Consider the following 23,695-nt stretch of genomic DNA (forward strand, 5'->3'; position numbering starts at 1 on the left):
CACGTTATTTCACTTGGTGTAAAAACTCAGCACGGGTAGCCGGATTTGATTTAAAAATACCGCCAAGCGCTGTGGTGGTGGTTGAACTGGTTGAGTCCATAACCCCACGAGATTTAACGCAGTAATGTACCGCATCCATTTTGACGGCAACATCTTTTGTTTCAAGCAAGGTTTGCAGCGCCACTAACACTTGTTGGGTTAAACGCTCTTGTACCTGCGGACGTTGGGAAAAGAAGCGCACGATGCGGTTAATTTTAGATAAACCAATAATTTTAGTACGCGGTAAATAGGCGACGGTTGCCACACCATCGATGGTGACTAAATGATGTTCGCAAGTGCTGGTTAAGCTAATGTCTTGTACGCGCACCATTTCATCCACGCCCATCTTATTTTCAATGACGGTGATTTTGGGAAAGTTTTCGTAATCAAGCCCAGAGAAGATTTCGTCGACATACATTTTTGCGATACGCCGCGGCGTGTCTGTCAGGCTGTCGTCGGTTAGATCAAGCGACATTAAGGTCAAAATCTCACGCATGTGGTGTTCAATTTTAACTTTACGTTGTTCTGGCGTGGAAGTTTTTGGCAGCATTGGGGTTTCTAACCCACGTTCTTTTAGTGCTGCTTGTACTTTAATTGCGGCTTCACTGAGTGCCATATATCCTCCAACGACTCGATATCACTGTTTGTATGAGTGTATGCTAAAACGTGCTTAGCTGCTGCTAAGGGACGAGGAGAATAGCGCGATTTGCTGCAAATTAATACCGCGGCTAATAAAAAAGCCGACCCTTTTAGTCAAGTATCGGCTTTTGTTGATTAAACGGTTAGGTAATTGTTACTTAACGTTTAAGTTTTCTTTGATGAACTTAAGCATTTTTTCATAGTACATGGCTTGGTGAGTGTCATTATAAAATCCATGACCTTCGTTACTTATAACCATTTTTTGATATGGGAATTGTTGTTTTTTCAGCGCGTTCTCAAGAGATTCTAATTGAGTTAAAGGTGTCCGCTCATCATCTTCACCGTGAACTAAAAGCAATGTTGCTTGGAGTTTATTGACGTTGTATGCGGGGGACATTGCTTTTAAATTGTTGATGTCATTGCCTAAGACTTCTTCCTGATAGCTTTGTCCATAATTTGAGTTGGATACGTCACTGTCTTGTTTCCACAAAGGTAGATCATACAAGCCTGAAAAACCAATTGCACATTTGAATAATGTCGGTTCGATGACCGCACTTTGTAATGCGCTATATCCGCCAAAGCTACTCCCGACGATACACACTTGTTCTTTATTCGCGATGCCTTGCTCAATGACATGTTGAGCTGCATCAATAATGTCGTATTGAATATTTGTTCCCCAGTTTAAATAGCCAGCTTGTTCAAACTTTTTGCCATATCCGCCAGAACCTCTAAAGTTGACTTGTAAAACGGCAAAGCCTTCTTTTGCTAATAGTTGGTTTTGTGAGTTAAAGCCCCACCAGTCTCTGACACCATGCGGCCCACCATGAGGGTTAACAATTAATGGCAAGTTTTTGGCCTCTTTATTATTTGGTAGTGTTAAATAACCATTAATTGTTTTCCCATCTCTGCTTGTAAAGCGAATAGGTTTAACTTCTGCCATTTGTTCGGGGTCGAGCCATTTTTTTTCTGCAACGAGATAAATCAACTGCTTTTTGTCGGCAATAAAAAGATAGTAGTCGCCTGGGTTGCGATCGTTAAATGCTTTGATGATGAATTGATTCGCGTCTGTTGTTTCGCTGACAATGTGAATTTGATGCCCTGGTAAAGAGGCTAAAAGCTGTTTGAGTAATTTGCTGTGGGCGTCGGCTGGGTCGACAAAGTCGTATGTTGGGTAACCATCTTGGTATTCAACAGCATAAAGCTGTTTAGTTTGTTTATTTATCCAAAAGTGGCTAGGGTCTATTTTGTCTTCTTGGATGACTTTTTCTTTGGTGCCATGAGACAAATTCACTTTATAAACGCCTAATGTATCATCTTGTTCACGACCGGCGGCAAAAATCGTATTTGGCTGGTCTGAAAAAGAAATAGGATTAAAATCGGTTAGGCCTAGATTGAGGTTTTTTGAGTCAATCCAGTCACCATTATCGCGATAAAATAGTTTCGTTTCGTTATCGGCATTGATACCCGATGCAAATTTAACCTCACCTTCAAAATTTGTTAAAAAGGTTGTGTAACCTACTGGTGATGTAAGTATTTTTTTGCGTGTCCCAGAGTTAACATCAACGCGGTAGACTTGCTGGTTTTGGCTGTAATCTAGGTTACTTCCTCCATTCCAAGCAATTGCGTTGACCAACATGTATTTTTCGTCTTTAGGTAACGGGTCGAGAATATAGGCAGTAGCTCTAATGGCGGTATTTTTTTTAATGTGCGAACCTGTTTGCATTTGGCCATTATTGTAACCAAATAAATAGGTTGCTTTTGTACCGTCGGCATTCACTGCCATCAATTCACCATAATATAGTGGTTGCTCAGACCAGCCTTTTAAGTACATTTTTTGTAATACAAGACGTTCACTGTTGACCCATTCATAATCACCTACCTCGGCATTTCCAGGAAAATAGATGGCATGAACAAGCTGTTTGGTGTCTGTTTTTAAAATAACGAGGGTTTTCTTACCCTGGTGCGCTGTCACTGCACTGATATATTTGCCATTGGGAGATATTTTTAGATCTGTGTATTCGCTTCCTCTGCTGAACAGTTCGGCATTAGAGGCGTGAGTGCTTGGAATGGCAATCATAAATAAAATAATTGCTAAGAGAATGCTGTATTTCATATACGTCCTTTTATCACAGATAAAACCAAATGTTTTATCTGTATTTGTCCTTAGGGGAATAGTTGATCTTTTAAGGTTGTTTTTGTAGCGAATTGTTGGCCATCACTTAAACATGAGCTACAAAGCAGAGACTTTGTCGTGTCACTATTTTACGTAACAGTTTATAACGCAGTAAAAAGGCCAAAAATTCGCTGCCCGCAGGCTTCGGCTAAAAACGTTTTACTCTTTGCGAATAAAGAGTTGCTTATATGACTAGGCATCAATCTATTCGCCGCGGTTAGCACGTTTTTAACTCGAACAAAACTCAACCAGAAAAGGTCAACTGGTTCTGGTTATTTTATTATTTATTTCGTGGGTTAGCTTCTCAGCAACTGTTGCTGAATAAAGGTCCACTGCTCGTCAAAATGTAGTGTGGGTTTTTGTTTAAATTCACTGCGAACAAACTGTGAAATTCTGCCTTCGGCAAACGCTAATAATAAGTTAGCGAGTATGGCTTCATCGAGATTAAAACCGACGCCTTCACGTAGGGTTTTTTCACGTAGAATTTGTTTGATTTGGGTTTCTATTTTGGCAAATAACACGTCAATTCGACTGCGCAAACGCTCGTTTTCGCCTAGCAGTGCATCGCCATTTAAGACTCTAGAAATACCAGGGTTGCGTTCAGAAAATACCAACAATAGCTGCAATACTAATTGGCAGCGGGTCATGGTGTCTTTTTCTTCGTCCATGATAATGTTTAAGCGTGACAGAATCGCATCTTCAATAAATTCGATTAAGCCTTCAAACATCCGGGCTTTACTTGGGAAATGACGATATAGCGCGGCTTCTGATACGCCGACTTCTGTGGCCAGTTTGGCGGTTGTGATCCGTTGACCTGGGCTGGTTTCAAGCATTTGTGCTAAGCATTGTAAAATATGCTCACGACGGTTTATTTTTGGGCTTTCGGCCATTGTGTGTTCCTTGGCTCAGTGACTACTTGAAAAGGTTATTTGGTACCGGAGTGACCAAATCCGCCTTCTCCACGTTCTGAGCGATTAAACTCATCCACTAGGGTAAATTGGGCCTGTACGACAGGGACAAACATCAATTGGGCCAACCTATCACCGACGTTGAGCGTGAATGGCTTATCACTTCGATTCCAACATGACACCATGAGTTGCCCTTGGTAATCAGAGTCGATTAAACCGACCAAATTACCTAACACAATACCATTTTTATGGCCCATACCTGAGCGCGGTAAAATGATTGCTGCTAGGCTTGGGTCGGCCACGTGAATGGCAATGCCCGTTGGAATTAACTCAGTTTGGCCTGGTTCGATAACCATTGCCGTGTCGGTCATTGCGCGTAAGTCCATACCTGCACTACCTGGGGTAGCGTAAGCTGGCAGCGGAAATTCGCTGCCAATACGCGAGTCGAGGATTTTTAGTTCAATGGGTGTTTTCATGATTTTTTTAGTTGTTGTTCTATCAATGTAAGTAATTGGCGTGCCAGCGTCAGTTTGTCTGTAGCAGGCAGTTGTTGGCTACCGTTTTGCCAAAATACTTGTAGTGCATTGCTATCGGCATTAAAGCCAAGGCCTTGAATAGAGACATCGTTCGCAGCAATCATATCCAGCTTTTTACGCTGAAGTTTGCCACGGGCGTATTGCTCTACATCGTTCGTTTCAGCGGCAAAACCGACAGTGAAAGGCCGTGTTGTGTGCTGAGCTACCGTGGCTAAGATATCAGGATTACGCACCAGTGCAAGCTGCATTTGTTCGGCCGATTTTTTAATTTTTTGATCAGCTACATCGGCAATTCGATAATCCGCAACTGCCGCACAACCAATGAAAATATTATGTTGCTCAACCTGTTGCATTACGGCGTCGAGCATTTGCTGTGCAGATTCGACATCAATGCGCTTAACACCTGCTGGCGTGGCAAGGTTGACAGGGCCCGACACTAGGGTCACTTGTGCGCCCATTTCGGCGGCGGCTTGTGCAAGGGCAAAGCCCATTTTGCCAGAGCTGTGGTTAGATATATAACGCACCGGGTCGATTGCCTCGCGGGTTGGCCCTGCGGTGAGTAACAATTGATGCCCTTGTAATAACTTTGGTCCAAAAAATTGCACTAATTGCTCGGCAATGGCGATGGGTTCTTGCATACGCCCTGGCCCCACTTCACCACAGGCTTGGCTGCCTGATGCGGGTTGCCAAATGATAAAGCCTTTTCTGACTAAATGAGCCATGTTCTCTTGGGTGGCGATATTTTGGTACATTTGTTGGTTCATGGCAGGGCAGACAATTACGGGCGCACTGGTCGCTAAACAGGTTGTTGTGAGTAAATCATCTGCCATACCAGCATTGATACGCGCCATAAGGTTTGCTGTAGCGGGTGCAAGCAATACCACATCAGCCCAGCGTGCAAGCTCAATATGACCCATAGCGGCCTCTGCTGCTGGGTCGAGCAAATCAGAGGCTACAGGGTGGCCAGAGAGCGCTTGTATGGTGAGTGGCGTAATAAATTCCATGGCGCTTTGAGTCATGATGACCCGCACGTCTGCGCCGCGTTCTTTTAAGCGGCGGATTAAGTCCGCACTTTTATAGGCTGCAATGCCGCCGCCAATTCCGAGTAATACTTTTTTATTTGTTAGCATGATGTGAATTATCCGGCTCAAATCTTATTGCGGCTAACGATATCACAAACCAACAACAAGTTGCTTGGATCCAATCTCAAAAATATCGACCATACTGTGTAATCAATTTAAAGTTTGTTTTCAAAATATAACAACTCAGTATTGGCGCAGTAGTAGCGAATTGATGAAACTGGATTCGTCGATGTTATGGCGTCTCACAGAGTGCAAGGAGCATACATGGGAATTAAAGACTGGCCTCAAGGAGAAGGGCCACGTGAAAAGCTATTACTTAATGGTGCAGGGCAGTTGTCTGATGCTGAATTACTGGCGGTGATTTTGCGCAATGGCCTTGCGGGTCAAAATGCGGTCGATTTAGCCCGCAATATGATTAATCAGTTTGGCGGTTTGCGCAGTTTGTTGAGTGCGCCTAAAAACCAAGTGTGTAAATTAGCCGGTGTTGGACCGGTAAAATATGCTCAATTACAGGCTGCGGCCGAAATTTCTAAGCGAATTGCCCACGAAAATCTACAAAGAGGACAAATTTTGACAAATCCTGATTTAACTCGGGACTATTTAATGAGACAATTAGCGGACCGATCCTATGAAGTGTTCGCCTTACTATTGTTGGATACCCAACATAGAGTCATTCAATTTGTAGAATTATTTCGTGGCACCATCGATTCTGCTTCTGTTTATCCTCGTGAGGTTGTAAGCCTTGTTTTGGATAAAAAAGCAGCGGCGGTGATAGTGTGTCACAATCACCCGTCTGGCATTGCAGAGCCAAGTCAGGCTGATCGGCGAATAACTGATCGAATAAAAAATGCATTGGCAACCATAGATGTTTCTTTGTTAGATCATATGGTTGTAGGTGATCAGGAGATTGTCTCCTTTGCCGAGCGGGGGTGGATTGTATAAACACTGCTTGATCTTATATGGTCAATCGTGTATAAAATGCGCCCTCTTTGTGCCTCGGGCGACGGCCATACGAGGCACATTAATGCTCGAGCGTTAAAAATTTGTTTTGGAGAAGATTGACATGTCAAGAGTATGCCAAGTAACTGGCAAGAAGCCAATGGTTGGTAACAACCGTTCGCACGCAAAAAACGCGACTCGTCGTCGTTTTTTACCTAACCTACAAAACCACCGTTTTTGGTTAGAAGAAGAAAAGCGTTTCGTACAATTACGTGTATCTACCAAAGGTATCCGTATTATCGACAAGAAAGGTATCGAAGTTGTTGTTGCTGAACTTCGTGCCCGTGGCGAGAAGGTGTAATAGAAAATGGCTAAATCTAAAGGTAATCGTGAGAAGATCAAATTAGTATCTAGTGCTAAAACTGGTCACTTCTACACTACTGAAAAGAACAAGCGTAACATGCCTGAAAAAATGGAAATCAAGAAATTTGATCCAGTTATTCGTCAGCACGTTATCTACAAAGAAGCTAAAATCAAGTAATTGATTTTTCTTCTTAAAAAAGCCCCTTAATTGGGGCTTTTTTTATGCCTGTAAAAAAGTAAGCTATACTGAAATGGTTTATGCTGTTTAATGCGCAATGGTATAAACGAGACAAAAGTGCTTAAGGCCATATAGCCTGTTAAGTTAAACTAACTTTATGGCTGTAATGATTTTTTCACACTTAACAGACAAACTATTTTTCGCTTTGTGTGAAATAAAATGCTTTAAAAGTGAATTAAAATGCAATAACATCGTTGTTCGATATTACATTCTGGCTTGTAACTGCTGCTAAAGGTTGCAAGTATGACTAACACCAAATTAATTACCGAGGTGAATTTGCCTGTGAGAACCACTGAACTGGTTGATGGATTTCGTCATTCTGCTCCTTATGTTAATGCCCATAGAGGTAAAACTTTTGTCGTCATGTTAGGTGGCGAGGCATTAGCGCATCCGCAGTTTCGCGGCATTTTAAATGATGTTGCTTTACTGCATTCACTCGGGATTGAGGTGGTATTAGTTTACGGTGCTAGGCCGCAAATTGATGCAGGATTAAAAGCGGCAGGTATTGAGCCTGCATACCATAACGGTATTCGTATTACCGATGAAGATACCTTAAAGATTATCAAGCAAGTTGCTGGAGCCACTCAGTTTGATATTACGGCTCGATTGTCTATGAGTTTAGGTAATACGCCCATGCAAAATGCACAAATCAATCTTGTTAGCGGTAACTTTGTTATTGCACAACCACTTGGTGTTGATGACGGTGTTGATTTTTGTTTGAGCGGCAAAGTGCGTCGTATCGATGCTCAGGGCTTACGTCGCCAACTAGACAATAATGGTATTGTGTTGATGGGGCCTATCGCGGCGTCAGTGACTGGTGAAAGCTTTAATTTAACGGCGGAAGAAGTTGCCACACAGGTGGCCATTAAGCTCAAAGCAGACAAAATTATTGGTTTTAGTGAAACAAATGGCATTGTTGGCGAAAACGGTGAGGTGATTGCTGAGCTTATGCCTGATGATGTTGAAGAAATGCTTAAAACCATGAAAGCAGATACAGCCGCCTCTGTTGGCACGATGGCATTTTTAAAAGCCAGTGTTGAAGCCTGTCGTCGTGGTGTGCCTCGTTGTCATTTGGTGAGTTATTTAGATGACGGCGCCTTATTGCAAGAGTTGTTCTCACGCGAAGGCATAGGCACTCAAATTGTCACACAAAGCGCCGAACGTTTACGCCGTGCCACGATTAGCGATATTGGCGGCATCTTAAATCTTATCCGCCCATTAGAAGAGCAAGGTATTTTAGTGCGCCGCTCTCGTGAGCAGCTCGAAATGGAAATAGAACAGTTTATGTTGGTCGAGCGCGATAACTTAGTGATTGGTTGTGCTGCGCTGTATCCATTTGAAGAAGATAATGCCGGTGAGTTTGCGTGTTTAGTGGTGCATCCTGATTACCGTGATGCTGACCGTGGCAGCATTTTATTGAATAATATTATTGGTCAAGCTCGAGTGCGCGGTTATTCACGCTTGTTTGCGTTAACAACACGCAGCATTCATTGGTTTTTAGAGCATGGCTTTAATATTGTTGACGTTGAAGAGTTGCCTAACAAGAAAAAGCAGCTTTATAACTATCAACGACGATCAAAAATTCTTGCCCTGGATTTATAGATCCTTTGTGTTAAAAATGCCGGTTATTCCGGCATTTTTTATGGCAAAAAACACTCTTAGAAAGAGGTTATATGAATGCTATTGAGCTGGCCTCTCTTGAGTCTGGAGCCATATACAGTTTTATTGCCCTGTTAGTTGGCTTACTTGGTTTAACGGTGTTTATTTTTTTAAAACCCATTCCCAGTAACGCTAAGTATTTAACACTGGGAGTAATGTTACCTTTAATGGGCTTATTTGTTTTGACGTTTTATCAGTCGTTTAGCAGTACCATTTACTGGGATGACAAACAGTTGCGGGTTAAAATTCCACTGTATTCACACACCATTGAGGTTAATCAAGTGGACTTTGCTCAAGCTCGGGTCGTCAACCTGCTTAAAGAGCCCGAATACGCGGCTAAGTGGCGCACAAATGGTTTGGGCATACCTGGATATTCTTTGGGATGGTTTTCATTAAATAATGGCGATAAAGCCTTATTGTCGGTAACAGATCCTACTCAGGTGATTATGTTACCCATTAGCCAAGATAAAATGATTATGGTTAGTGTCATCGATGCAGATAAAGCGCTAGCACAGTTGCATGCCAGCGCGTTAGCATTAGAGCCTATTGATTAAGCCTTTGCGGCGGCTTTTTTCGTGGCAACATGTTGGCGCTGTCGTTGCAGTACCATGTCGCTAATAAATATCACCAGTGCGCCCCAGATAAAACCAAAAGTGATGCCTTTTTCAATATCGAAAGGTTCATTAAATAATTTGACCGCTAAGATAAACATGATACTCGGGCCAATGTATTGGAAGAACCCTAAAATAGAAAAGGGAATACGTACGGCGGCACCTGCAAAACACAAAAGAGGAATAGTGGTGACAACTCCTGCGGCCACTAAAAGTAAATTAAGGTTAAGGCTATTGGTTAACATGCTGGCAGGCGAATTGCCTAGTGTTATCACTAAGTAGCCCAGTGCAACGGGTAATAAAATAGCCGTTTCGACTAATAAGCCAGATTTTGCATCAATGTTGACTTTTTTACGCAATAAGCCATAAAAACCAAAGCTTGCCGCTAGGGCCAGAGACACCAGCGGAATTGAGCCAAACGAGATGAGCTGCACCAACACCCCAATACTGGCTAACGTGACCGCAAGCCATTGCAATTTACGTAAGCGCTCTCCTAAAAATATCATTCCTAACAGTACATTAAAAAGTGGGTTGATAAAATAACCTAAACTCGCATCAAGCATGTGGTCGTTATTCACAGCCCAAATAAAAATAAGCCAATTTGCTGCAATTAATACTGACGTTGTGAGCAAAATAAGCAGTTGTTTGGGGTGCTTAAGGATGAGGCGTAAGCGGCTAAATCCACCAATAAATTGCATTAAAACGATCATAAAAAGAAATGACCATATAACACGATGCATTAAAATTTCAGTGGCGGGGACATGATGTAATAATTTGAAATATAAAGGAGCGACACCCCAAATGGTGTAGGCGCAAATCGCGAGGAAAACCCCTTTACGATACTCTAAATCAGGCATGATGAGTCAACTATGGCAATAACGAAAGAGGGGCGATTGTAGGTCGCCCCCATTGATGACACAAGTTATTAAGCAATTTGTTTTATTGGTGAGCTGTCACTTTAACGTGGCAAAAGGACTACTATTGCCGAGTTAGCCCACCATGTAAGTACCTGTACCAAAAGCAATGTGAGTGCCTAATTCATTGTGCAATTCCATTCGGCAAACCGATACACGATTGCCAGCCCTGATGACAGTGCCAGTACCTGTAAATATTTCACCACGACCAGGACGTAAAAAATCAACCCGCATATCAATGGTGCCTAAGGTCGTTAAGCGTTGTTGTAACTCTTCTATTGTCCAATCTTCACGGCTTGCAACCAAGCCAGCAAAGGCTGTCAGGCCACCCACCACATCAAGTAACGTAGCGGTAACACCACCATGAAGGATGTTTTGATGGATGTTACCTATTAGTTCTGGTTTCATCTTAATCACGACTTCAACCCCATTGATGTCGTAATGCTTTATGTCTAATCCAAGTAGGTTATGAAAAGGAACATGCTTATCAAAAATCTCTGCAACTTGTTGCAGGGCTTGACTTTGAATAGGTGAACTCATGGGAAATCCTTGTCTTATTTATTATTTTTGTATTTATTTTCAGTGTGCATAGAGTATTAAATCTAACGTTAAAGTGAGCAATACTCAATCATCATAGGAGGTAAAATGGCGTAATTGCACTTTGCTTCAAGACATCTGTAGCCGAGTGCTTTAAAATGGCCGTCCGTTTAATGACATCATAGTGTGAATGGATAATCTGACTTCGACGCCAAGCCCAACCCCTAATACTGCTGCTGAGCAAGATATGTTATCGGCTAGTTTACAGCAGGTATTTGGTTATCGTGCCTTTCGTCAAGGGCAGCGAGAGGTGATTGAGCGCAGCTTGCAGGGCCAAGACACTTTAGTGATTATGCCTACCGGTGGTGGTAAGAGTATGTGTTACCAGTTACCGGCTTTAGTGTTGCCGGGGGTCACAGTTGTCGTTTCACCTCTGATTTCATTAATGAAAGATCAAGTAGACAGTTTATTACAAAGTGGTGTCGCTGCTGCGTATCTCAATTCATCACTGCCGCGCGAGCAAAGTGCGCAAGTGCTGCGTAAATTGCACGCAGGCGAGATAAAACTGCTGTATGTCTCGCCTGAGCGATTATTGCGCCCAGACTTTATAGAGCGTTTACAATCTGTTGAATTGTCGATGTTTGCTGTTGATGAGGCACATTGTATCAGCCAGTGGGGTCATGACTTTAGACCTGAATATGCCGAGCTAGGGCAGTTAAAAACGTATTTTCCTTATATTCCGTTAATGGCGTTAACCGCGACGGCAGATCAAGCGACACGTTTAAGTATTTGCGAGCGCTTAAACATTGCTCCTTATACCTTACTCTCGAGTTTTGATCGTCCAAACATTCGGTATACCGTGGCAGAAAAGGTAAATGCTGCCAACCAGTTACGCCAATTTATCACGGTGCAAAATGGTGCGAGTGGCATAGTGTATTGCAGCAGTCGTCGCCGGGTCGATGAAGTGGCTGAGCGACTGCGCTTACAGGGGTTTAATGCTCAAGCCTATCATGCCGGAATGAGCCAAGAAGAGCGCGCAGATGTACAAGATAAGTTTTTAAAAGATCAGGTTGATATTGTGGTGGCCACGGTGGCCTTTGGGATGGGAATTAATAAATCTAATGTCCGTTTTGTGGTGCATTATGATATCCCTAAAAGTATTGAAGCTTATTATCAAGAAACTGGCCGAGCGGGCCGAGATGGGCTAGAGGCTGAAGCTTACATGTTATTTGACCCTGCCGATATTGGTCGGGTTAGGCATTTGATTGAGCAGTCAGAGCCAGGGCCTCAGCAACAGGTTGAGTTTCACAAATTACATACCATGGCCGCTTTTGCGGAGGCGCAAACTTGCCGGCGCCAAGTATTGCTCCATTACTTTGATGAGGCAGCATCTGAGCCATGCGGTAACTGTGATATTTGTTTAGATCCTCCAAAACGTTACGATGGCACCGAAGATGCTCAAAAAGTGTTGTCATGTATCTACCGTTTACAGCAACGCTTTGGTATTCACCATGTTATTGATGTACTCAGAGGTTCTAAAGCCGCGAGTGTGGTTGATAGAGGCCATGATAAGTTAACCACATGGGGGATCGGTGCCGATAAGTCGGCAGAACATTGGTTGAGTGTACTGCGACAGCTAATCCATTTAGGCCTGGTTAGTCAAGATATCACTCGAGGGTCAAGTATTCGCTTAAACCCAGCTGCAAGGGCGATTTTAAAGGCTGAAGTTGCCTTAATGCTGGCAGAGCCGCGTATTCAGTTGCTTGATGTAAAACGTAAATCGAATACGCGCGCTGTGCAGCAATATGATCGGAAATTATTTGCGCGATTAAAGTTATTGCGCCGAGAGTTAGCCGAGCAGCATGATATTCCACCGTATTTGGTGTTTAACGATGCCACACTTGCAGAAATGTCGGCCATGTTACCTACCAGCCCAGGTGAAATGCTGGCGGTAAATGGTGTTGGCCAAATAAAACTTGACCGTTTTGGCGGCGAGTTTTTAGATGAGATCAGTGACTATTTAACGGGTTAGCACATAGCCACTATGGGTTAAATGCACTCTGTTCGTGAGATAAGACTTTGCTGTCTTGTGTTTTCATTTTACTTAATTGGTTTAATATTGCGCGTTTCATTAACACTTCAAATGTGTCTAACTGCTGTAAGCTCGCAAGACCTATGCTGGCTTTCACGTCGTCTTTCCAATTGCTCAGTATTTGTTCTATTTGATGCATGACTCGTGTAGCCCCTGTTGCTGACGTATGAGGTAGCAAAATGACGAGCTCATCGAGACTATGGCGAAACAGCTGATCTTGTTCTCTTAATGCCAATTGAAATTGCTTTTCAAGATAGGGAATATCCACTTGGCGGATTTGGCTAATATTAACCAGAAGCATGCTCAGTTGATAATGGCCTTGTTTGGCGCTGAGCAGTAAGTTATCAATTCGTTGTTGTTGAGTTTCTTCTGTCGTGTCGGTTGATGCTGTTTGTGGTTTTTTCGCTAAAAATAGCACAAGGCCAATCGACAGCAATAAAATAATCAATGCCGTAATTGCGATATTTTGATTGATATTTGAGGTTGATTCTTGCTCTATAGGTGCAGCGTTATTTTGTTCAGCCAGGCGGGCTTGATACTGAACAAAATGAGCATTATTGAGTTTTGCAGCAGCTTGCTTAGCGGCCTCAAAACGCTGTACCTGAAATTGATAAGCCAGTTCAAACTGGTTGTTGATTGCGTAATATTCGCTGATGATGTGATTAAACTCTTCAAGGTCGGAAAACTGCTGAAGTTCGCTAGCTTGCTGGATGATGTCGTTAAGTAGTGCTAACGCTTGGTTGTCTTTGTTTTGTGCAAAATAAATCTTGGCTAACGTGCGTTTTATACGCATGACGTAAATTGGTTCTTTGTATTGGGTTAATACTTTGATACTGAATGATGCTTGTTGTTCTGCCGTGTCGTTATTTCCAAGATACGAGTTGATAGCAGCAAGCAACGCATTACCAATAGCGATATCTCTTGTCGCTGTGTTTTTGTTATTTTCTGCTTCGGCTTTCTTCAAGTACAATAATACGTCTGGTTTATTATCTATTTCTATGTTGATTCGTGCCAAATTAACGGCAAATGCAAATTTTAGCTTACCAAACGCCGAGAAATCATTGGCAGCAGTTTCTGCAAAGTGAAGGGATTCTTTAATGTCACCCATAGAGAAAAAAACATTTGAAATTTCCAGTTGTACAAATGACCTAGGCAATAAATACCATTGTTGAAATTGAACTTGTGCCTCATCAAAAATGTCCAGCGCTAAGCGCAAATCTTCAATTGATTGGTTATAGTTTTCTAGGCTTGTATTTTGCCTACTTCGCAAATACAAGGCATTCACCATGGCTTGTTTTTCAGAATAGCGTCTTGCCAGACGCAAGGCTTCTTCAGATTGTCGTTGTTCTTGTATGGTGTTACCAAGACTTTGATGAGCAGACGCTTCACACAATATAAAATAAGGTCGCGCAGAATCGTATTTTAACTGGCGAGCATTAAGTTCACCTTGTTTTGCCAGCATGATTGCCTGATTGAACTCACCAAACTCGAGTAAATTAAAACACCGTAATAAGCTTAAGCGAAGGGTTTCTACGTTGCTAAAAGCTTGAGTGCTCTGTTGCCGCTCCAGTGCTTCTAGAAGTGTTCTTGCGTCTTCTGATTTTTGCGAATTGATACTGTTAATGACATCCAATTGCTCACTGACACTGAGCAACTGCGTTTTGGTGACGATGTTGTCGCTTAGAAGTAGCTCTTGCGAAGGGAGTGATAATGCCGGCGCCGCAACGAACAACAGCAATAAACCAAACATAAAACTCAACAAATTGTATTTATTTTTATTTGCTGCTTTCACACGTACCATCGTTACGTTGACTCTAATTGGGTTGTTCAAGTATACGGATTTTTAATTTTTGTTACATAAAAATATAAATGATGTGGCCATTTAAGTTCACGAATTTTGATCTAGCCCATTGAGATCATTAAGGCAAAAGATACCTTGGTCTCAAAGGTAAAATTGCATGAGATCACCGTAATGAGGTACTAGTACACCGTAATCTTTCTCAAGTTGAGTAATTTAGGGTTGACAGCAGCGCCAGCTCGCGTTAAATATTAGTCATAGAAAAATAATTCAGAATATTTATTTACTAAACATTAAGTAATGTGAATATAAAACTATTGAAAGTGAATACTAACGCTATGAACACACAGGCTATTTTACTCGGACTCCTACTCCTCTCTCGCATAGACTGCGCGGAGTCCTTTGTGTTACATGCGAAATAACTCATTCAGCATACACAAACCCCGCGCTAACAGTCGCGGGGTTTTTTGTTTTTAGCCCTTTTGAAACGAGCCGGTTGTGATATTTGCAGTTAGGTGAAATACAAACAAGATGGTCGATGGAGAAATTCGATGTCCAATAGAGTCTTAATTTTTGATACAACATTGCGTGATGGTGAACAAGCACTTGCTGCCAGCTTAACCGTTAAAGAAAAGCTACAAATCGCGCTGGCTCTAGAGCGTTTGGGCGTTGATGTGATGGAAGTTGGGTTTCCTGTGTCTTCGCCAGGCGACTTTCATTCTGTGCAGACCATTGCTAAAACCATTAAAAACAGTCGTGTGTGTGCGTTATCTCGTGCATTAGAAAAAGACATTGATGCCGCAGCACAAGCCTTGTCTGTTGCCGATCAATTCCGTATTCATACCTTTATTTCAACCTCAACCATCCATGTAGAGAGCAAATTAAAGCGTTCGTTCGATGATGTGCTAGACATGGCGGTGGGTGCGGTGAAATACGCTAGGCGCTTTACTGACGATGTTGAATTTTCGTGTGAAGATGCCGGACGCACTCCCATCGATAATTTGTGCCGTATGGTTGAGGCCGCAATCAAAGCCGGTGCCCGCACGATTAACATCCCTGACACTGTTGGTTATACGGTGCCTAGTGAGTTTGGGGGCATCATTCAAACGCTTTTCAACCGCGTACCCAATATCGATCAAGCGGTGATTTCGGTGCATTGCCATGATGATTTAGGGTTGTCAGTGGCTAACTCCATTGCAGCCGTTGAAATGGGGGCTCGCCAAGTTGAATGTACCATTAATGGGATTGGCGAACGCGCAGGCAATTGTTCGTTAGAAGAAATTGCGATGATTTTGGCGACGCGTAAAAACTTGTTAAATTTAGATTGCGGCATTAATGCTAAAGAAATTCACCGTACATCATCGTTAGTGAGTCAGCTTTGTAATATGCCAATTCAAGCCAACAAGGCGATTGTAGGAACCAATGCTTTCTCGCATTCGTCAGGTATTCACCAAGATGGCATGTTAAAAGCGAAAAATACTTATGAAATTATGACACCAGAAAGTATTGGCCTAAATCGCAATAACTTAAACATGACTTCTCGTTCTGGTCGCCATGTGATTAAACACCGCATGGAAGAAATGGGCTATTTGCCAACTGACTACGATATGGACAGCCTATATGAGCAGTTTTTAACCCTAGCGGACAAAAAAGGCCAAGTATTTGATTACGATTTAGAAGCATTGGTCTTTATGGAGTCACAAGCGCAAGATGATGACAAATATCAGCTTCAGCATATGATGGTGCATTCGGACTCCACAGAGGGTGTCGCTACCGCCACTGTGCGCATTGCAGTCGACGGTAACGATATTACCGAGGCGGCAACAGGTAATGGGCCTGTTGATGCGGCATACAATGCCATTGCCCGTGCGACAGATCGTAAAATCAATATTACTAATTACAAACTCAGTGCCAAAGGCGAAGGGCAAAATGCATTGGGGCAGGTTGATATTACTGCAAAATATAATGAACAAATGTTCCATGGTGTCGGTTTAGCAACTGACGTCGTAGAGGCCTCTGCTCAAGCGTTGGTGCATGTGATGAATTTAGTGTACCGCGCAGATAAAGTGGCTGATTTTAAACAACAGATCCATAAAGAAAGGGAGTTAGGTGGCGTATGAGTTATCAAATAGCAGTTTTGTCGGGTGATGGTATTGGTCCTGAAGTGATGGCAGAAGCACGTAAAGTGCTTAGTGCTGTTGAAACCCGTTTTGGACTTGATATTCAATACACCGAATATGATGTTGGCGGTATTGCCATTGATAACCATGGTTGCCCTTTACCTGATGCAACACTAAAAGGTTGTGAAGCCGCAGATGCGATTTTATTTGGTAGTGTAGGCGGCCCTAAATGGGAACATTTACCTCCAAACGATCAACCTGAGCGCGGAGCATTGTTGCCACTGCGGGGTCATTTTGAGTTATTTTGTAATTTACGCCCAGCAAAATTACATGACGGCTTAGAACATATGTCACCACTACGTAGCGACATATCAGCACGCGGGTTTGATGTGTTGTGTGTACGTGAGTTAACCGGTGGTATCTACTTTGGTAAACCTAAAGGGCGCCAAGGTGAAGGTGAAAGCGAAGAAGCGTTTGATACCATGCGTTATAGTCGCCGCGAGATCAGCCGTATTGCACGTATTGCTTTTGAAGCCGCAAGAGGCCGTAAAAAGAAGGTCACTTCAGTAGATAAAGCTAACGTGTTGGCGTGTTCAGTACTATGGCGCCAAGTGGTAGAGGAGGTCGCTAAAGACTTTCCTGATGTCACCTTAGAGCACATTTATATTGATAACGCGACCATGCAGCTATTACGTCGTCCAGACGAGTTTGACGTAATGTTATGTTCAAATTTATTTGGTGATATTTTGTCAGATGAAATTGCCATGCTAACAGGTTCTATGGGGCTGTTATCGTCGGCAAGTATGAACAGCACTGGGTTTGGGTTATTTGAACCCGCTGGTGGTAGTGCGCCTGATATTGCTGGGCAAGGTATTGCTAACCCGGTGGCACAAATTTTATCGGCGGCATTAATGTTGCGCCACAGCTTAAAGCAAGAAGAGGCAGCAAGTGCTATTGAGCGTGCGGTTACCAAAGCATTGGCAAGTGGCTACCTTACGGGTGAACTGTTAGCTGCAGATAAACGCAGTCAAGCTAAATCGACAGTACAAATGGGTGATTTTATCGCTCAGGCAATAAAGGAAGGTGTGTAATGGCCCAGGTAACAGGTAAAACCTTATACGAAAAAGTGTGGGATGCGCATATAGTGGCAAGCCCAGAAGGTGAGGCGCCAATTATATATGTTGATCGGCATTTAGTGCATGAAGTGACATCCCCGCAAGCCTTTAGTGGGTTGAAAGTGGCTGGGCGTCAATTACGCGCACCCGAAAAAACCTTTGCTACCATGGACCATAATACTTCGACTCGAAGTGCAAGTTTAGATGCGCTAAGCCCAATGGCCCGCACGCAAGTGGAAACGTTGGCACAAAACTGTAAAGAGTTTGGTGTGCGTTTGTACGATATTCATCATCCAAATCAAGGTATTGTGCATGTCATGGGGCCAGAGCTTGGTATTACTTTACCAGGAACTGTCATTGTGTGTGGTGACTCGCATACCGCGACTCATGGCGCATTTGGTGCATTGGCATTTGGTATTGGCACATCAGAAGTTGAGCATGTATTAGCAACACAAACCTTACGGCAATTAAAAGCCAAAACCATGAAAGTGGAAGTGCGTGGTCAGGTGACAGACGGCGTGACGGCAAAAGATATCGTACTGGCGATTATTGGCAAGCTTGGTATGGACGGTGGTACTGGTTATGTGGTTGAGTTTTGTGGCCAAGCCATTGAAGCGTTAAGCATGGAAGGCCGTATGACATTATGTAACATGGCCATCGAAATGGGTGCTAAAGCCGGTATGGTGGCACCAGATCAAACGACCTTTGATTACCTAAAAGGCCGTGAGTTTGCGCCAAAAGAAGAGTTATGGGAGCAGGCGGTTGCGGCGTGGTCACAGCTTAAAACCGATACTGATGCCGTGTTTGATGCCGAAGTGGTATTAGATGCTAAAAACATTGCGCCGCAATTAACCTGGGGAACAAACCCTGGGCAAGTTGTAGCCATCGATGCCGTGGTTCCTAACCCGCAAGATGAACCCAATCTGACTAATCGCACCAGCATGATTAAGGCATTGGAGTACATTGGTTTAACACCAGGTACTAAAATGACCGACATTAGCATTAATAAAGTGTTTATTGGTTCTTGCACTAATTCGCGCATTGAAGATTTACGTTCTGCGGCGGTATATGCCAAAAATCGTAAGGTAGCACCGGGCGTGGTTGCGATTGTGGTGCCTGGTTCTGGCCAGGTAAAACTTCAAGCAGAAGCAGAAGGCCTAGATAAAATCTTTATTGAAGCCGGATTTGAATGGCGCTTACCGGGATGCTCTATGTGTTTAGCCATGAACGATGACCGCTTAGAGCCCGGCGATCGCTGCGCCTCTACAAGTAACCGTAACTTCGAAGGACGCCAAGGCCGTGGCAGTCGCACACATTTGGTGAGTCCTGCGATGGCGGCTGCAGCTGCCATCGCTGGTCACTTTGTTGATATTCGTAAACCTTACTAAACCGAGATAGGAGACAAACATGCAAGCATTTACTGCCCATACCGGTTTAGCGGTAGTGATCGATAGTGCCAATATCGACACAGATCAAATTATTCCGAAGCAATTTTTATCTAAAGTGACCCGTGATGGCTTTGGGGTGCATTTATTCCATGACTGGCGTTATTTAGATGATGCCGGCGATAAGCCTAACCCAGACTTTGCGCTTAATAAGCCGCGTTATAAAGGGGCTTCTATTTTATTGGCCCAAGAAAACTTTGGCTGTGGTTCATCGCGTGAACATGCGCCTTGGGCGTTGGCAGACTTTGGTTTACGCGTGATTATTGCCCCAACATTTGCTGATATTTTTTACGGCAACTCCATTAATAATGGTTTATTACCCGTTAAGTTGCCTGCACAGCAAGTACAACAATTGATGGATGAAGTTGAGGCAACCGAAGGGGCGCAAATTACGGTTGATTTACAAGCCTTAACTGTTACAGCGCCTTCAGGAAAGGTGTTTAGCTTTAGTTTGGTGGAGTCAGCAAGGCATAAACTGCTTAATGGTTTAGACGCCATAGGCTTAACCTTATCATTTGAGCAGCATATCAGTGATTATGAAGCTAAAATTCCGCAGTGGTATGCGTAATTTGTCTTGAATACATTGACATCGCCCTTGAGTGGTTATGGCTTGGCTAGCTGATCAGTTAACAGCTCATATAAATGAGTCATGTGTGGTCATTCAGTGTGAAAAAACCTCTTTTTGTGTGCAAAAAGAGGTTTTTTTATTTTTTATATGTAAATTAATTTTTGTTTGAAAACGGTTAACTTAATTTGTAGCGCGATGACAATCAGTAACTAAATGCAGTGATTAAAGCTAACTTGTGTGCCAACTTTATTTGTTTAAGTATTTGTTTTGTATTAGTTAAGTGGTTGTTTTGAGTGGCTGCTGGTATTTGGGCGTACAGGTATTTATATTTTTACCTAGGTAACTACCCATGCCAATTAAAAATCTTGCGCTAGATCACAGTTTTAAATTGGCCGATTTGCTCCTCTTGCTCGATTCCCCCCTGTTGCAAAGCCGTTTTGGATCCGTAAACTGATGCCCTCATTTAAATCGAGCTTTTACTCTATTGAGGTCGATTTAAGCAGTATGAATCTTAAACACAGAGAATGATAATGAAAAAAACAGTGTTAACATTGGCCATTAGCGCCATTGTATTTGGGGCAACAACTCAAGTAAAAGCAGCAGGTTTTCAACTTGCAGAATCGTCAGCAACTGGGCTTGGCCGAGCATTTGCTGGTGAAGCCGCCATTGCAGATAACGCGTCAACTCAAGCAAGAAACCCTGCCATGCTCGCATACCTTGAAGGTCGTCAGCTTTCTGCTGGTGGTGTTTATGTTATGCCAAATGTGGATGTGTTAGGGGATGTAAGTATTACTTCTCCTTTATTAGGATCTGATGCGATAGTCGTCGATGCAGATGCAATTGATGTGGCCGACGATGCCCTGATACCTAACTTTTATTATTCGAATCAGCTAAATGATAAATGGACTTGGGGTCTTGCTGTTAATGCTAACTACGGTTTAGCAACCGAAACCTCCCCAAGCAGTGCCGCTGCCATTTTTGGTAGTCACACCGCGATTACCACCGTTGAATTTAACCCAAATATTGCCTATCGCATTGATGATGAATTTACCGTGGGAGCAGGTCTGAGAATCGTTTATGGTGAAGGCGAAATCAGCGCAACAACACCAGCTTGGATAGAGGCGATTAAGGCTAACCCTAGTGTGCCAGAGAGTATTTCAGCGCGTCTGCCAGCATCAGGTACAGAGCTTAAGTCAATGGAAGGTGATGACATTGGTTATGGTTGGAAAGCCGGAGCAAGTTGGCAAATTAATGCCAACAACCGTATTGGTTTAGCCTATCACAGCGGCGTTGATCTTGAGTTAGATGGTAGCGCAGCGGGTGTTGTCTACAATGGCGGTCAAGACGTTAAAATAGATGGGTATTTACCTATCGAACTTCCTGCAATTGCTGAGTTGGCATCATATCACCAACTTACAGAAAACTGGGCGGTGCATGCAAGTGTCAATTGGACACAATGGAGCACCTTTGATCGTTTGGTCGCTTATTTCCCTGGAGAGATAAAACCGACTGGCGATCTTGAATCTGACGTTGTTAAAGAAGAAAACTTTAAAGATAACTGGCGCTACTCAATCGGTACGACTTATCACCTTGATGAGCAATGGTCACTTCGTGCTGGTGTTGCGCTCGATAACACCGCTGTAGATGATGAGCATCGTACAACAACAATTCCAGATTCGGATCGTTTGTGGTTCAGTATGGGAGCTGGTTATCAAGTGTCTGACAATCTAAGTGTGGACCTTGGCGTAACCTATATTCGTATGCACGGTGATGCTCCCATTGATGAAACTCAAGACTTACTCGGACTTGCCTCTATCGGCTTTAGTGGCGAAGCAACTGGCGACGTATGGCTAACCGGATTACAGCTTAGCTATAAAATGTAACTGATTAAGGTCATACTCATCAGCACAAAAATGTGATCATGCTGACTGGTTAACATGGTTTATTACTTTGTTAGAAATGTTGAAGATAGAACAATTATCTCGCAGCCATTTCTGCCTTGTTCTAAGCGATTTTTCTTAGGTAATGTCTGATCACTTATTTTTCCTGATGGTTTAACAAGCGATTTAGCCCTGCATTTGCGGGGCTTTTTTACATTTTAGGGGAGATGATTTGAACTAGGCAACGATTGGCCAGTTTGGTTGAGGTGGTATTACTCATATAGATAGCATTAAAGGTGTGCTTCTGCAGTGTTTACTTTGCGCTATCGCGAGTTGAGAGCTGTGTTACTGCGCCGCGACGCTTGAACAAAAACGGCTGGAAACATTCTAAGTGGTCACTATTAATAGGGTGCATTAATGACAAACATAGACTATTACTTGCATTAAATTTATGTGTCGATGTAGGATGTACTATTTGCTAATTAAGCAGATAAATCATATAAAAATAATCATATTAAAATGATATAGGAATTCAGATGGTTGCTAAAAAATACATTGTCGCGTTAGATCAAGGCACAACCAGCTCCCGTGCGATTGTGTTTGATCACCAAGCGAATATTGTTGCCGTTGCACATCGCGAGTTTACTCAGCATTATCCTCAAGCGGGGTGGGTTGAGCATGACCCGATGGAGATTTGGTCATCGCAAAGTTCAGTATTAGTTGAAGTGTTAACGCGAGCAGGTATTAGCCGCCATGATGTAGCTGCCATTGGTATTACTAACCAACGCGAAACGACCATTGTATGGAACAAACACACAGGTAAGCCAATATGTAATGCGGTGGTGTGGCAATGTAGACGAAGCCAGGGGATTTGCCAGCAGCTTAAAGCGCAGGGTGCTGAAGAAATGGTACGTCTAAAAACAGGGCTGATATTAGATCCCTATTTTTCGGCCTCAAAAATCAAATGGATCCTAGACAATGTTGATGGCGCAAGAGAGCAGGCCGAAGCTGGCGATTTATTATTTGGCACCGTTGACACATGGTTAGTCTGGAAGCTCACTCAAGGTGATGTGCATGTAACCGAGCCGACTAATGCATCTCGCACTATGTTATTCAATATTCATACCCAAGAATGGGATCAAGAGCTGCTAGAGTTGTTTGATATTCCTCGTGCTATGTTGCCAGAGATTAAGCCTTCCTGTGCTATTTACGGTTACACTGAACTTGCAGGTAACCATGTCCCCGTAGCAGGTATGGCTGGTGATCAACAGTCGGCGTTATTTGGCCAGCTGTGTATTGAACCTGGCATGGCCAAAAACACTTACGGTACTGGGTGCTTTTTATTAATGAATACTGGCGAGAAAGCCGTTGAGTCGACACATGGTTTATTGACAACAGTGGCTATTGGTGCAGACGCTAAAGTAAATTACGCATTAGAAGGTTCGGTCTTTATGGGCGGGGCGGTGATCCAATGGTTGCGTGATGAATTAGGCTTAATTGCTGACGCTTGCGATACCCAATATTTTGCCGAAAAAGTGGACGACACCAACGGTGTATATTTGGTCCCCGCGTTTGTTGGATTAGGAGCACCGTACTGGGATGCCGATGCCCGTGGTGCCATTATCGGACTTACCCGTGGTGCTAATCGCAATCATATTATACGTGCAGCGTTAGAAGCCATTGCCTACCAATCGCGTGATGTTTTAGATGCAATGAGCAAAGACTCAGATGTGCCATTAACCGAAATTCGTGTTGACGGCGGTGCAGTGGCGAATGACTTTTTAATGCAATTCCAAGCCGATATTACTGGGGCAAAAGTGATCCGTCCATTGGTCACCGAAACCACAGGTATGGGGGCTGCATTTTTAGCTGGTTTAGCGGTAGGTGTGTGGGAGTCTACCGATGAGTTAAAGGCGATGTTATCTACCGAGCGTGAATTTATCTCAACGATGGATCATGACCACAGAGCTAAAATATACGCCGGCTGGAAACAAGCCGTGTCGCAAGTCAGTCCAAACTGTAATCCATCATAATAATGG

20 protein-coding genes are annotated in these 23,695 nt (G+C 43.2%); 12 read left to right on the forward strand and 8 right to left on the reverse strand.

Annotated features, from left to right (window positions below; all coding sequences use genetic code 11):
- Positions 1-4 precede the first annotated feature (4 nt).
- From folE to coaBC, 5 genes are all read right to left on the reverse strand, one after another.
- Positions 5-655 (reverse strand): GTP cyclohydrolase I FolE, encoded by a 651-nt coding sequence (gene folE, locus L2703_RS16370; protein ID WP_248972142.1) that lies wholly within the window; start codon positions 653-655, stop codon positions 5-7.
- Positions 656-832: 177 nt separating this feature from the next.
- On the reverse strand, positions 833-2,791 hold the full coding sequence (locus tag L2703_RS16375; RefSeq protein ID WP_428848668.1) for an alpha/beta hydrolase family protein: 1,959 nt from the start codon (positions 2,789-2,791) through the stop codon (positions 833-835).
- Positions 2,792-3,147: 356 nt separating this feature from the next.
- Positions 3,148-3,741 carry a nucleoid occlusion factor SlmA gene (gene slmA, locus L2703_RS16380; RefSeq protein ID WP_248972143.1) on the reverse strand — a complete coding sequence of 198 codons (594 nt, stop codon included), beginning with the start codon at positions 3,739-3,741 and terminating at the stop codon, positions 3,148-3,150.
- Positions 3,742-3,776: 35 nt separating this feature from the next.
- A complete protein-coding gene (gene dut, locus L2703_RS16385; RefSeq protein WP_248972144.1) occupies positions 3,777-4,235 on the reverse strand; it encodes a dUTP diphosphatase in 459 nt (152 codons plus the stop codon).
- Positions 4,232-5,428, reverse strand: coding sequence for a bifunctional phosphopantothenoylcysteine decarboxylase/phosphopantothenate--cysteine ligase CoaBC (gene coaBC, locus L2703_RS16390; protein ID WP_248972176.1), 1,197 nt, complete (start codon positions 5,426-5,428; stop codon positions 4,232-4,234). Before coaBC ends, dut begins: the two co-directional genes overlap by 4 nt.
- Positions 5,429-5,641: 213 nt before the next feature.
- Here coaBC and radC point away from each other — a divergent pair, with 213 nt between their 5' ends.
- The 5 genes from radC to L2703_RS16415 all read left to right on the forward strand — a co-directional run bounded on the left by radC (position 5,642) and on the right by L2703_RS16415 (position 9,130).
- Positions 5,642-6,319 carry a RadC family protein gene (radC, locus tag L2703_RS16395; protein WP_248972145.1) on the forward strand — a complete coding sequence of 226 codons (678 nt, stop codon included), beginning with the start codon at positions 5,642-5,644 and terminating at the stop codon, positions 6,317-6,319.
- A 121-nt stretch (positions 6,320-6,440) separates the two neighbouring features.
- Positions 6,441-6,677: a 50S ribosomal protein L28 gene (gene rpmB, locus L2703_RS16400; protein WP_160054466.1), complete on the forward strand. Its 237-nt coding sequence runs from the start codon at positions 6,441-6,443 to the stop codon at positions 6,675-6,677.
- 6 nt (positions 6,678-6,683) lie between these two features.
- Positions 6,684-6,857 (forward strand): 50S ribosomal protein L33, encoded by a 174-nt coding sequence (rpmG, locus tag L2703_RS16405; protein WP_055025224.1) that lies wholly within the window; start codon positions 6,684-6,686, stop codon positions 6,855-6,857.
- A 342-nt stretch (positions 6,858-7,199) separates the two neighbouring features.
- Positions 7,200-8,519, forward strand: a complete 1,320-nt coding sequence (argA, locus tag L2703_RS16410) for an amino-acid N-acetyltransferase (protein WP_248972177.1) — start codon at positions 7,200-7,202, stop codon at positions 8,517-8,519.
- Positions 8,520-8,590: 71 nt separating this feature from the next.
- A complete protein-coding gene (locus tag L2703_RS16415; RefSeq protein ID WP_248972146.1) occupies positions 8,591-9,130 on the forward strand; it encodes a PH domain-containing protein in 540 nt (179 codons plus the stop codon).
- On the opposite strand, the gene rarD is transcribed toward L2703_RS16415, so the two are convergent.
- Positions 9,127-10,044, reverse strand: coding sequence for an EamA family transporter RarD (gene rarD / locus L2703_RS16420; protein ID WP_248972147.1), 918 nt, complete (start codon positions 10,042-10,044; stop codon positions 9,127-9,129). The two genes, L2703_RS16415 and rarD, sit on opposite strands and share 4 nt — an antisense overlap.
- A gap of 132 nt (positions 10,045-10,176) precedes the next feature.
- On the reverse strand, positions 10,177-10,641 hold the full coding sequence (locus L2703_RS16425; protein WP_248972148.1) for a thioesterase family protein: 465 nt from the start codon (positions 10,639-10,641) through the stop codon (positions 10,177-10,179).
- Positions 10,642-10,828: 187 nt separating this feature from the next.
- On the opposite strand from L2703_RS16425, the gene recQ reads away from it, so the two are divergent.
- Entirely contained in the window at positions 10,829-12,670 is a 1,842-nt protein-coding gene (recQ, locus tag L2703_RS16430; RefSeq protein ID WP_248972149.1) for a DNA helicase RecQ, read from the forward strand.
- 10 nt (positions 12,671-12,680) lie between these two features.
- On the opposite strand, the gene L2703_RS19065 is transcribed toward recQ, so the two are convergent.
- Positions 12,681-14,522, reverse strand: coding sequence for a diguanylate cyclase domain-containing protein (locus L2703_RS19065; RefSeq protein WP_248972150.1), 1,842 nt, complete (start codon positions 14,520-14,522; stop codon positions 12,681-12,683).
- A 557-nt stretch (positions 14,523-15,079) separates the two neighbouring features.
- Here L2703_RS19065 and leuA point away from each other — a divergent pair.
- The 6 genes from leuA to glpK all read left to right on the forward strand — a co-directional run bounded on the left by leuA (position 15,080) and on the right by glpK (position 23,689).
- Positions 15,080-16,648 (forward strand): 2-isopropylmalate synthase, encoded by a 1,569-nt coding sequence (gene leuA, locus L2703_RS16440; protein ID WP_248972151.1) that lies wholly within the window; start codon positions 15,080-15,082, stop codon positions 16,646-16,648.
- Positions 16,645-17,739 carry a 3-isopropylmalate dehydrogenase gene (leuB, locus tag L2703_RS16445; protein WP_248972152.1) on the forward strand — a complete coding sequence of 365 codons (1,095 nt, stop codon included), beginning with the start codon at positions 16,645-16,647 and terminating at the stop codon, positions 17,737-17,739. The genes leuA and leuB overlap by 4 nt, the downstream gene beginning before the upstream one ends.
- Entirely contained in the window at positions 17,739-19,151 is a 1,413-nt protein-coding gene (gene leuC / locus L2703_RS16450) for a 3-isopropylmalate dehydratase large subunit (RefSeq protein WP_248972153.1), read from the forward strand. Before leuB ends, leuC begins: the two co-directional genes overlap by 1 nt.
- Before the next feature lie 19 nt (positions 19,152-19,170).
- Positions 19,171-19,776, forward strand: coding sequence for a 3-isopropylmalate dehydratase small subunit (leuD, locus tag L2703_RS16455; protein ID WP_248972154.1), 606 nt, complete (start codon positions 19,171-19,173; stop codon positions 19,774-19,776).
- A gap of 530 nt (positions 19,777-20,306) precedes the next feature.
- The gene (locus tag L2703_RS16460) at positions 20,307-21,659 is read left to right on the forward strand and encodes an outer membrane protein transport protein (RefSeq protein WP_248972155.1); all 1,353 of its coding nucleotides are present in this window, start codon (positions 20,307-20,309) and stop codon (positions 21,657-21,659) included.
- Positions 21,660-22,192: 533 nt separating this feature from the next.
- Complete coding sequence (glpK, locus tag L2703_RS16465) at positions 22,193-23,689, forward strand: glycerol kinase GlpK (protein WP_248972156.1); 1,497 nt, start codon at positions 22,193-22,195, stop codon at positions 23,687-23,689.
- Positions 23,690-23,695: the final 6 nt, after the last annotated feature.

It is taken from the genome of Shewanella basaltis, assembly GCF_023283885.1.
GTDB classification, from domain to species: domain Bacteria; phylum Pseudomonadota; class Gammaproteobacteria; order Enterobacterales; family Shewanellaceae; genus Shewanella; species Shewanella basaltis.